Below are 12,681 nucleotides of genomic sequence, written 5' to 3'. Positions count from 1 at the left end.
TCTCGGCGGGTCCTCAGCGGTCCTCAGCGGTCGCTCAGACGGCCGAGCTCGTTGTCGATGAAGGCGAGGACCTCGTCCGCGCTCGCCGCTTCGAGCCGCTCCGCAATGGCGTCCTCGGCATTCTGCGCGTCCTGGTTTCGCAATTTCTCCAGCATTCGGCGCAGCCGGAGGGAGACCGCGTTGCGGGTCGCCTCGTCGGTGTCCGGGTCCGCCAGGGCCGTGTCCAGACGGTCGAGTTGGCCGAACAGCGCGGCGCCGTCCGCGGCGTCCTGCTCGTCCAGGAGCACGCCGAGCAGGTGTGCGCCGAGGACGGCGGACGTCGGGTGGTCGAAGACCAGGGTCGCGGGCAGGCGCAGGCCGGTGACGGCGGTCAGGCGGTTGCGCAGTTCGAGTGCCGTGAGGGAGTCCACGCCGAGGTCGTGGAAGTCCCGGTCAGCGGCGACGGCCTGCGGCGAGGCGTGGCCGAGGACGGCGGCGGCCTCGGCGCGGACGAGGTCCACGACGTGGCGCAGCCGGTCGGCCTCGCGCAGCTCGGTCAGGCGGGCGGCGAGCGCGGCCACCGCGCCGGTGCGCCCGCCGGTGGACTCGGCCGCGCGGCGGGCGCCGCGGACGAGTCCGCGCAGCAGCGCGGGCACCGTGCCGGGCATCCGGGCCGGGCCGGTGGCGCGGCCGATGGGGACGAGGTACGGCTCGTCGACGCCCATGGCGGCGTCGAGCAGGGCGAGGCCCTGGTCCTCAGTGAGGGGCGGGACGCCGGTGGCGCGGATGCGGTGCAGGTCGGCTTCGGTGAGCGTGCCCGTCATACCGGCCGTGGGCACCCAGGCGCCCCAGCCCAACGACTGTGCGGCCAGGCCCTGTTGGCGGCGCCAGATCGCCAGCGCGTCGAGGTAGACGTTGGCCGCCGCGTAGTTGCCCTGACCGGCGCTGCCCATGACACCGGAGATGGAGGAGAACAGGACGAAGGCCGTGAGGTCCTGGTCCTTGGTCAGCTCGTGCAGGTTCCAGGCGGCATCGACCTTGGGGCGCAGGACGGTCGACAGCCGCTCGGGCGTCAGCGCGCTCACGACGCCGTCGTCCAGCACACCCGCCGCGTGCACGACGCCCGTGATCCTCCGGCCGTGCAGAGCCTGCGCGAGCGCCTCCCGGTCGGCGGCGTCACAGGCGACCACCTCGACGTGAGCGCCCGACGCTCGCAACTCGTCCACCAGCTCGGAGGCGCCCCCGCGCCGACTCAGCAACAGCAGGTCGTGGACACCGTGTTCGGTCACCAGGTGCCGTGCGACGAGCCGGCCCAGACCGCCGGTGCCACCGGTGATGACCACGGTGCCCGAGCCCCAGCCCTTCGAGGGTTCGCCGGCCATGTCGGCCCTGGCCAGCCGGCCCACCCGGACGGCTCCGGCACGGGCGCTGAACTGGAAGTCCCCACCCTCCAGTCGGGCGGCGAGGACGGGCAGCGCCGCCTCCACGTCCGACTCGCGCTCGACGTCGAGCAGGGCGAACCGGCCCGGGTTCTCCGCCTCCGCCGCCCGGACGAGACCCCAGACCGCGCCGCCGACGAGGTCCGTGACCTCACCGCCCGGCACCGCCCCCCGGGTGGTGAACACCAGGCGCGCGTCAGCGAACCGCGGCTCGGCCAGCCACTCCTGCACCAGGCCCAGCGCCCACGCCGTCACCTCGTGCACCGCCTCGGGCGACGAACCGCCCGCCACAGGAACGAGCACGACATCCGGCACCTCGCCGAGCGACGCCAGGTCCTCCCCCAGCGTCACCGCCCGCACGGGCCCGCCCGCACGCTCCGGCGCGTCCACCCAGTCCAGCCGCAGCAGCGCCCCGGCCAGTCCGGCCCGCTCCGCCACGGCCGTCGGCTCGCCCAGTGTCAGCGATCCCGCCGACAGCACGGGCCCGCCCGCCGCGTCCGCCACCTCGACGGACACCGCGTCCGTCCCCGTCCTGGCGACCCGCATCCTGACCACGGCCGCGCCGGTCGCGTGCAGCACCACCTCGTGCCAGTCCGTGGGCACCAGCCGCGCGCCCTCGTCCGCGCCGGTCAGGGCGGCGATCTGGACGGCCGCCTCCAGCAGCGCCGGGTGCAGCCCGTACGGCGCCGCGTCCTCGGCCCGGCCCGGCAGGACGGCCTCGGCGAACACCTCGTCGCCCCGCCTCCACACCGCTTGCAGCGTGCGGAACGCCGGGCCGTGGTCCAGCGAGTCGTGGCACAACGCCGGATCCACGGCCTCCGCGTCCGCCGGGGGCCACGCGGAGGCGTCGAGGCTGACCTCGCGCTCGCCGATGGCCAGCATGCCGGTGGCGTGGCAGGTCCACGGACCGTCCGCCGCGTCCTCCGGCCGGGCGTAGCAGCTCAGCGGGCGCGTCCCGGTCTCGTCCGGGGCTCCGGCCACCAACTGGACGACGACGGCGCCGTCCTCGGGCAGCCCGAGCGGCTCGGCGAGGGTCAGCCGCTCGACCCGGTCGCAGCCCACCTGGTCGGCGGCCCGGACGGCCAGCTCCAGGAACCCGGTCGCCGGGAAGACGGCCGCGCCGCCCACCCGGTGGTCGCCCAGCCACGGCTGCGCCTTCAGCGACAGCCGGCCGGTCAGCAGCACGCTGCCCGAGTCGGCCGGGGAGACCACCGCGCCCAGCAGCGGATGCTCGGCCGGCCGCAGACCCGCGCCGGTCACGTCGCCGGTGCGCGCGGCCCGGGCGGGCCAGTAGCGCTCGCGCTGGAAGGCGTAGGTCGGCAGGTCGACGCGCCGGGCGCCGGTGCCGTCGAAGACCCGGGCCCAGTCGACGGGGACGCCGACGACGTGGAGGCGGGCGAGCGCGGTCAGCAGGGCGCCCTCCTCCGGCCGGTCGGCGCGCAACGCCGGGGCCGCGACGTGGTCGGCGCCCTCGTCGAGGTTCTGCGCGGCGAGGGCGGTGAGGACGCCACCGGGGCCGAGCTCCAGGTAGTCCGTCGCACCGGCGGCGTCGAGGGCGCGGACGCCGTCGGCGAAGCGGACGGCCTCGCGGACGTGGCGCACCCAGTAGTCGGGGGTGGTGAAGTCCTCGCCGAGGACGCCGCTGAGGTTGGAGACCAGCGGAATCGAAGGCGCCTGGTAGGTCAGCCCGTTCAGGACCTCGCGGAAGTCCTCCAGCATCGGGTCCATCAGCGGCGAGTGGAACGCGTGCGAGACCCTCAGCCGCGTCGTCTTGCGATCGGCGAAGTGCTCCTCGATCGCCGCGACGGCCTCCTCCGTGCCCGAGACGACGACCGACGACGGGCCGTTGACGGCCGCGATCGACACGAACTCGCCCAGCAGCGGCAGGACTTCGTCCTCCGTCGCCTGCACCGCCAGCATCGCGCCACCCGCCGGAAGCGCCTGCATCAAGCGGCCCCGGGCCGCGACCAGCTTGCACGCGTCCTCCAGCGAGAACACCCCGGCCACATGCGCCGCCGCGATCTCACCGATCGAATGCCCGGCCACGAACTCCGGCTCCACACCCAACGATTCGACCAGCCGGTACAGCGCCACCTCGACCGCGAACAACCCCGCCTGGGCGAACTCCGTCCGGTTCAACAGCTCCGCATCCGCTCCCCAGACCACGTCGCGCAGGGGCGGGTCGAACTCCGAACACACCGCGTCGAACGCCTCCGCGAAGACAGCGAAGCGCTCATACAACTCCCTTCCCATCCCGAGCCGTTGCGAGCCCTGCCCGGAGGACAGCAGCGCGAGCCTCCGCTCCCCCGCCGCGCCGCGCGCCACCTCGGCACCGTCCAGCAGCACCGCCCGGTGCCCGAACCGCGACCGCCCGGCCAGCGACAGCCCGACGTCCACCGGCGAGCCGTCCAGTCCGGCGAGCCCGGCCAGTTGCGCGTCCAGCGCGGCCTCCGACGCGCCCGAGACCACCCACGGCACGACGCCCGGCCCGACGCCGGGCGCCACACCCGCTGCCGCGGCCCGATCCGCCGCCGGCGCCTGCTCGACGATCACATGCGCGTTCGTCCCGCTGATGCCGAACGACGAGACCCCTGCCCGCCGGGGGTGCCCGGCCTCCGGCCACTCACGTGCCTCCGTCAGGAGCTCCACCGAGCCCGCCGACCAGTCGACGTGCGAGGACGGCGCGTCGACGTACAGCGTCTTCGGCAGCACGCCCGCCCGCATCGCCTGCACCGTCTTGATCACACCCGCGACACCGGCCGCCGCCTGGGTGTGCCCGAGGTTGGACTTCACCGAGCCGAGGAACAGCGGGAGTTCGCGGTCCTGGCCGTAGGTCGCAAGCAGCGCCTGGGCCTCGATCGGGTCACCCAGAGGCGTCCCCGTGCCGTGCGCCTCGACGGCGTCGACCTCGGCGGCCGACAGCCCGGCGTTGGCGAGGGCCTGGCGGATCACCCGCTGCTGGGACGGGCCGTTGGGCGCCGTCAGCCCGTTGCTGGCACCGTCCTGGTTGACGGCGGAACCGCGCACGACGGCCAGGACCGGGTGCCCGTTGCGGCGGGCGTCCGAGAGCCGCTCCAGGACCAGCACACCGGCGCCCTCCGACCAGCCCGTCCCGTCGGCACCGTCCGCGAACGCCTTGCAGCGGCCGTCCGTGGCCAGTCCGCCCTGGCGGGTGAAGCCGAGGAAGCTCATCGGCGTGGACAGGACGGTCACCCCGCCGGCCAGCGCCAGGGTGCACTCACCGCTGGTGAGGGACTGCGCGGCCAGGTGCATCGCCACCAGCGAGGAGGAGCACGCGGTGTCGATCGTGAGCGCGGGGCCCTCCAGGCCGAAGCAGTACGACACCCGGCCCGAGATCACGCTGTTGGCCAGCCCGGTGCTCGCGTGGCCCTCCACCTCCTCCCGCGAGTTCATCACCAGCGAGGCGTAATCCTGTCCCGTCGTGCCGACGAAGACGCCGGTCCGGCTGCCGCGCAGCGCCGTCGGGTCGATGCCCGCCCGTTCGAACGCCTCCCAGGAGGTCTCCAGCAGCAGGCGCTGCTGCGGGTCCATGGCGAGGGCCTCGCGCGGCGAGATGCCGAAGAAGCCGGCGTCGAAGTCCCCGAGGCCGGCGACGAACCCGCCCCGGCGGGTGGCGCTCACGCCGTGGCCGGTGCCGAAGAGCGCGTCGAGGTCCCAGCCCCGGTCGGTCGGGAAGTCGGTGATGCCGTCGCGGCCCTCGCTCAGCAGCCTCCAGAGGTCCTCGGGTGTCCGCACGCCGCCGGGCAGGCGGCAGGCCATGCCGACGATCGCGATCGGCTCCCCGGCGTCGGCGCGGGTGGCGGCCTCCGGAGCCACCAGGTCGTGCTCCTCGCCGAGGAGTTCCCCCCTCAGGTGCGCGGCGAGGGCGTGCGGGGTCGGGTAGTCGAAGACCATGGTCGCCGGGAGCCGGAGCCCGGTGACGTCGGCGAGGCGGTTGCGCAGCTCGATCGCGGTGAGGGAGTCGAACCCGAGGTCCCGGAACTCCCGTCCGGGGTCGACCGCCTGGCCCGAGGCGTGGCCGAGGACGCCGGCCGCCTCCGTGCGGACGAGGTCGACGAGGTGACGTGAGCGGTCGCCCTCGCGCAGCTCGTACAGGCGCGCGGCGAAGGCCGTGCCGGTGGTGCTGACCGCCGTACGCCGCCCGGCGGGCAGGAGGGCGCGGAACAGCGTCGGCACCTCGCCGCGCGGGCGGGCGCCGACGGCCATCCGGCCGGTCGCGACCAGGGAGGGCGCGTCGACGGCCATGGCGGCGTCCAGCAGGGCGAGCCCGTCCTCCTCGGTGAGGGGCGGCACTCCGGTGGCGCGGATGCGGTGCAGGTCGGCCTCGGAGAGGGTCCCGGTCATGCCGGCGGCGGGCACCCAGGCGCCCCAGCCCAAGGACTGGGCCGGCAGGCCCTGCCGGCGGCGCCAGTGCGCCAGCGCGTCCAGGTAGACGTTGGCCGCCGCATAGTTGCCCTGACCGGCGCTGCCCAGCACACCGGAGATCGACGAGAACAGGACGAAGGCCCTGAGATCCTGGCCCTTGGTCAGCTCGTGCAGGTTCCACGCCGCGTCCACCTTCGGGCGCAGGACGGCCGACAGGCGCTCGGGCGTCAACGCCGTCACCACACCGTCGTCCAGCACACCGGCCGCGTGCACGACACCCGTGACCGTCCGGCCGCGCAGCGCCTCCGCGAGCGCCTCCCGGTCCGCCGCGTCACAGGCCACCACCTCGACGTCGGCGCCCAGCTCCCGCAGCTCCTCCAGCCACGCGCCGGCGCCCCCGCGCCGGCTCAGCAACACCAGCTCCCGCACGCCGTGTTCCGCCACCAGGTGGCGCGCGACGAGCCGGCCCAGACCACCGGTGCCACCCGTGATCACCACCGTCCCCGCGCCCCACCCCGCAGGTGACCCGTCACCCGCAGCGCGGGTCAGCCGAGCGACCCGCACGGCGCCCGCGCGGACCAGCACCTGCGACTCGCCGGTCGCCAGCACCGCGTCCAGCGGCAGTCCACCGTCCGGGTCCGGGTCCGCGTCCACGAGGACGAACCGGCCCGGGTTCTCCGACTCGGCCGCCCGCACCAGGCCCCACACGGCGGCGCCGACGAGGTCGGACACCTCGCCGCCCGCCATGGCACCGCGCGTGACGAGGACGAGGCGCGCGTCCGAGAACCGTGGCTCGGCCAGCCACTCCTGCACCAGGCCCAACGCCCACGCCGTCACCTCGTGCACGGCCTCCGGCGTCGAACCACCCGCCACCGGGACCACCACGACACCCGGCACCTCACCGCCGAGCTCCGCAAGCTCGGCGACCTCCGCGAACGGGACGCTCACCGGCCGGGCGGGCGCAGCGGCGACCCACTCCAGCCGCAGCAGCGACCCGTTCACCCCGTGCGCAGCGGCGGCCGGCTCGCCCAGCTCCACGGACTCCGCCGACAGCACGGGCTCGCCCGCCGCGTCGGCGAGGACCAGCGACAGCGTGTCCGCGCCCGTCCGCGCCAGCCGGGCCCGCACCACCGTGGCACCCGTGGCGTGCAGCGACACCCCGGACCACGCCACCGGCACGAGCCCTCGGCCGTCCGCCCGCAGGACGGCGGCCGGCAACGCCGGATGCAGACCGAACCCGGCGGCCGAGCCCGCCAGTTCGGCCGGGAGCCCGGCCTCGACGAAGGTCTCCTCACCACGCCGCCAGACACCGGCGCCGTCCTCGACCGCGCCGACCGGCGGCCAGACCGCCGCGTCGAAGTCGGCGGCGCGGGCTCCCGTGGTCAGCACCCCGGTGGCGTGCTCGGTCCAGGGCTCGTCCAGCCCGCCGTCGGGGCGCGAGAAGAACGTCACCGTCCGCGCGCCCGACTCGTCCGGCGCGCCCGCCCGGACCTGGAGCATCGTGCCGCCGCCCGCGCCGGCCAGGGCGAGCGGCCGGGTGACGGCGAGCCGCTCGACCCGGTCGCAGCCGACGTGGTCGCCGACCCGGATCGCCAGTTCCAGGAATCCGGCCGCCGGGAAGACATCCGCGTCACCCTCCCACGCAGCCGTGCCGAGCGAGAGCCGGCCGGTGAAGACGACGCTGTCCGTGCCCGCGAGCGGCACGGCCGCCCCGAGCAGCGGGTGGTCCGCCGCGAGCAGACCGGCGGAGGCGACGTCGCCGACAGCACTGCCCAGGGCCGGCCAGTAGGGCTCGTGTTGGAAGGCGTACGTCGGCAGGTCGACGCGCCGGGCGCCGGTGCCGTCGAACAGCCGCGCCCAGTCGACGGGGACGCCGGCGACGTGCAGCCGGGCGAGCGCGGTGACCAGGGTGTGTTCCTCGGGCCGGTCGCGGCGCAGCAGCGGGAGTGCGGGGGTGTCCGGGTCCTGTTGGGCGAGGGCGGCGAGGACGCCGTCGGGGCCGAGCTCGACGAAGGCGATGGCCCCGGCCTCGCGCAGGGCGCGGATGCCGTCGGCGAAGCGGACGGCATCGCGGACGTGGCGCACCCAGTAGTCGGGGGTGGTGAAGTCCTCGCCGAGGGCGCCGCTGAGGTTGGAGACCAGCGGAATCGAAGGGGCCTGGTACGTCAGCCCGTTCAGGACCTCGCGGAAGTCCTCCAGCATCGGGTCCATCAGCGGCGAGTGGAACGCATGGGACACCCTCAGCCGCGTGGTCTTGCGATCGGCGAAGTGCGCCTCGATCGCCGCGACGGCCTCCTCCGTGCCCGAGACGACGACCGAACTCGGACCGTTGACGGCGGCGATCGACACGAAGTCGGTGAGCAGCGGCAGGACTTCGTCCTCCGTCGCCTGCACGGCGAGCATCGCGCCACCCGCCGGAAGCGCCTGCATCAAGCGGCCCCGGGCCGCGACCAGCTTGCACGCGTCCTCCAGCGAGAACACCCCGGCCACATGCGCCGCCGCGATCTCACCGATCGAATGCCCGGCCACGAACTCCGGCTCCACACCCAACGATTGCAGCAGCCGGAACAGCGCGACCTCGACCGCGAACAACCCGGCCTGGGCGTACGCAGTCCGGTTCAGCAGCTCCGCGTCCTCGCCCCACACCACCTCGCGCAAGCCCGGGTCGAACTCGGCGCACACCGCGTCGAACGCCTCGGCGAACACCGGGAACCGGGCGTACAACTCCCGCCCCATCCCCAGCCGCTGCGACCCCTGCCCCGAGAACAGGAACGCCGTCGACCGCTCCCCCGCCACCCCACGCGCGACCTCGCCCCCGTCCACCAGCACCGCCCGGTGCCGGAACCGCGAGCGCCCCGCCAACGACAGCCCCACGTCCACCGGCGAACCGGCCGAGCCGCCTACCCCCGTGAGCCGCTCCAGCTGCGCGCTCAGCGCGGCCTCCGACTTCGCCGAGACCACCCACGGCACCACACCCGGCGCGACCGAGGGATCCGCCCCGGAAGCATCCTCCGCCGGAGCCTCCTCGACGATCACGTGCGCGTTCGTGCCGCTGATCCCGAACGAGGACACCCCCGCCCGTCGTGGCCGCTCGCCCCCCGGCCACTCGCGCGCCTCCGCCAGCAGCCGCACCGCGCCCGCCGACCAGTCCACGCGCGAGGACGGCGTGTCGGCGTGCAGCGTCTTCGGCAGCACACCGTGCCGCAGCGCCTGCACCATCTTGATCACGCCCGCAACCCCGGCGGCCGCCTGGGCGTGGCCGATGTTGGACTTGACCGAGCCCAGCCACAGCGGCCGGCCGTCCTCCCGTCCCTGCCCGTAGGTGGCGAGCAGGGCCTGGGCCTCGATCGGGTCGCCGAGCGGCGTGCCCGTCCCGTGGCCGTCGACGGCGTCGACGTCGGCGGGCGACAGCCCGGCGCTGGCGAGCGCCTGGCGGATCACCCGCTGCTGCGAGGGGCCGTTGGGCGCGGTGAAGCCGTTGGACGCGCCGTCCTGGTTCACCGCCGAGCCCCGGACGACCGCGAGCACGCGGTGCCCGTTGCGGCGGGCGTCCGAGAGCCGCTCCAGCACCAGGACGCCGACGCCCTCGGCCCAGCCCGTCCCGTCCGCCGCGTCCGCGAACGCCTTGCAGCGCCCGTCAGCGGCCAGTCCGCCCTGCCGGGAGAACTCCATCAGCGAGCCGGGTGTCGCCATCACGTTGACGCCGCCCGCGACCGCCAGCGTGCACTCGCCGGCCCGCAGTGCCTGGACCGCCCAGTGCAGGGCGACCAGGGACGACGAGCACGCGGTGTCGACCGTCACCGCCGGGCCCTCCAGCCCGAGGGTGTAGGAGAGGCGGCCGGAGAGGGCCGAGGCGGCGATGCCGGTGCCGATGTCACCGGTGGCGTCGGCCAGGGAGCGCACCAGCAGGTACGCGTAGTCCTGGCCGTTGGTGCCGAGGAAGACGCCGGTGCTGCTCCCGCGAAGTGCCGTCGGGTCGAGGCCGGCCCGCTCGAACGCCTCCCACGAGGTCTCCAGCAGCAGGCGCTGCTGGGGATCGGTGGAGACGGCCTCACGGGGCGAGATGCCGAAGAAGTCGGCGTCGAAGCCGGACACCGAGTCGAGGAAGCCACCGCGCCGGGAGACGCGGGTGCCGCGCTCGTCGACGCCGGCGTCCGCCAGGGCGCCGAGGTCCCAGCCGCGGTCGGCCGGGTAGCCTCCGGTGGCGTCGGTGCCGCCCGCCACGAGGTCCCAGAGGTCCTCGGGCGAGGCGACGCCGCCGGGGTAGCGGCAGCCCATGCCGATGACGGCGACGGGTTCGGCGGCCGCGGCGAGCAGCTGCCGGTTCTGGTGGCGCAGCCGTTCGGTCTCCTTCATCGAGGACCGGAGAGCGGCGACTACCTTGTCGTGGGGCGTGGTCATCTCTGCTCCGTCAGTCCTGGGCGTGGTCGGGGTCGTTGCGCAGGGCGGCCTGCACCAGGTCGTCCAGGTCCATCGCGTCGATGGCGTCGGCGTCCTCGTCGTCGTCGGCGTCTTGGGCGGGCGCGCCGTCGGCGAGCCTCAGCAGCGCGTCCAGGACGCCGCTGCGCCGTAGCCGGTCCAGCGGGACGGATTCGACCAGCGCCCGCAGCCGGGCCCGCTCGGGATCCGCGGCCGCGGCGCCGTCGCCCTCGTCGACGAGGAGGCCCAGCAGGTGCTCGGCGAGCTCGGTCGGGCTCGGGTGGTCGAAGACTAGCGTCGGGGACAGGTCGAGGCCGGTGGCGGCGCCGAGCCGGTTGCGCAGTTCGATCGCGCCGAGCGAGTCGAATCCGAGGTCGCGGAAGGCCTTCTCGGGGCCGACGGCCTCGGGGCCGGGCAGTCCGAGCACCTCGGCCGCGCGGCCGCGCACCAGCCCGAGGAGGGCGGCGGAGCGGCGGGCCGGACTGAGCGGGGCCAGTTCGGCCCGCAGCTCGCGGCCGTTCGCGTCGCCCTCGCCGGAGCCCTGCGGGTCGGCGTAGCCGGGGAGGTCGGCGAGCAGCCGGCTCGGGCGGAGGGCGGTGAAGGCCCGGACGAAGCGCTCCGGGTCGACGTCGGCGACCAGGGTGGTCGGGGCGGTGTCCAGGACGGCGCGGCGCAGCGCGGCGACCGCGACGGCCGGGTCGAGCGGCTTGATGCCGGTGCGGCGGGCGGCCTCGCCGGCCCGGGCGTCGGCGGCCATGCCGCCGCCGGCCCAGGCGCCCCAGGAGAGGGACGTGGCGGTGAGTCCGTCGGCGCGGCGGCGTTCGGCGAGGGCGTCGAGGACGGCGTTGGCGGCCGCGTAGTTGCCCTGGCCGGGGTTGCCGACGGCCGCGGAGGCGGAGGAGAACAGGGCGAAGACGGCGAGGTCGTGGTCCCTGGTCAGCTCGTCGAGCAGGAGGGCCGAGGTGGCCTTGGCCCGGTAGACCGCTTCGAAGCGGTCGGGGGTGAGGCCGTCGATCACGCCGTCGTCGAGCACGCCGGCGGCGTGGACGACGGCCGTCAGCGGGTGCTCGGCGGGCACGGCGGCCAGGACGGCGGCGAGCGCCTGCCGGTCGGCCGCGTCGCAGGCCGCGATGGTGACGGCGGCGCCGGCAGCGGCGAGTTCCGCGCGGAGCCCGGCTGTGCCGGGGGCGTCGGGGCCGCGGCGGCTGAGCAGCACCAGGTGCCGGGCCCCTGCGGCGGCGAGGCCGCGGGCGACCTCGGCGCCGAGCGCGCCGGTGCCACCGGTGATCAGGACGGTGCCGGTCGGGTCCCAGTCGGTCTGGTCGCCGCCGGATCCGCCCGGCGTCGCGGCCAGGCGCCGGCCGAGGAGCCCGGTGGGCCGGACGGCCAGCTGGTCCTCCCCGTCCGGGTCGGCGAGGACGGCGGCCAGCAGCGTGCCGGTGCGCCGGTCGAGGCTCGCGGGCAGGTCGATCAGGCCGCCCCAGCGCTGCGGGAGTTCGAGCGCGGCGACCCGGCCGAGTCCCCAGACGGCTGCCTGGGCCAGGCCGGTGACGCGGTCGCCGGGGGCGGCCGCGACGGCATCCCGGGTGAGGCACCACAGGGGTGCGCCGATCCGGGCGTCGCCGAGGGCCTGCACCAGGGCGGCGGTGCGGGCGAGCCCGGCAGGGACGCTGCCGTCCGCCGACTCGTCGAGCGCCAGGAGGGAGACCACGGCGGTGATCTCTCCGGCTGCGTCCGGGAGTTCGGCGAGCTGCTTGGCGAGGCCGGCGCGGTCGGCGCCGGCCTCGACGGTCAGCCGGACGGTGTCCGCGCCGAGCGCGGCGAGGACGGCGTCCGTCCAGGCCGGGTCGCCGTGACCGGCGGGCACGACGGCGAGCCGGGTGCCGGCCGGGGCCGCGGTCCGGGGCCGGTCGAGCGGCTTCCAGACGATCCGTCGGCGGTGTGCGTCCACGGCGGCCTGCTCCTCGCGCCGGTCGTGCCAGTCGCGCAGCGCCGGGAGCACCTGGGCGAGGGCGTCGCCGTCGACGTCCAGGGTGCCGGCGAGCGCGTCGTAGGACGCGGTGCGCAGCGCCGTCCAGAACTCCCCGTCGGACGGCCGGTCCGCGGCGAACGACTGCTCGGGCCAGTAGCGCTGCCGCTGGAACGGGTAGGTGGGCAGGTCGACCCGCCGGGCGCCGGTGCCGGCGAACACCGCGGACCAGTCCGGCGCGAGCCCGTCGGTGTGCAGGCGGGCGACGGCGGCGAGCAGGGTGGTGCACTCGTCGCGGCCGTGGCGCAGCGCGGTGGCGGTGACCACCGGGCGGGCCGGGTCGGCGTCCTCCCCGGTGCCGGCCTGGACGAGGGCGGACAGCACGCCGTCCGGGCCGAGTTCGAGGTGACGGCGCACACCGCGGGCGGTGAGGGCGGCGACGCCGTCGGCGAAGCGCACGGCCTCGCGGACATGGCGCACCCAGTACGC

Annotated in this window: 2 protein-coding genes (1 of these 2 running past the window's edge); both read right to left on the bottom strand. The window is 75.9% G+C overall.

All coding sequences use genetic code 11. The features are described from left to right. Positions 1 to 23: 23 nt before the first annotated feature. Positions 24 to 10,205 (bottom strand): SDR family NAD(P)-dependent oxidoreductase, encoded by a 10,182-nt coding sequence (locus ACZ3YL_RS33770; protein WP_465661150.1) that lies wholly within the window; start codon positions 10,203 to 10,205, stop codon positions 24 to 26. A 10-nt stretch (positions 10,206 to 10,215) separates the two neighbouring features. Beyond that, positions 10,216 to 12,681: the end of a type I polyketide synthase gene (locus tag ACZ3YL_RS33765; protein WP_465661163.1), read on the bottom strand. 25,458 nt of this gene lie beyond the right edge of the window; the window shows 2,466 of its 27,924 coding nt (coding positions 25,459-27,924); its start codon lies beyond the right edge, outside the window; it ends in the stop codon at positions 10,216 to 10,218.

Source organism: Kitasatospora sp. NPDC023176, from assembly GCF_055560495.1.
Note: the sequence above shows the minus strand (reverse complement) of the source record. Positions and strands in the feature narration are given on the sequence as shown.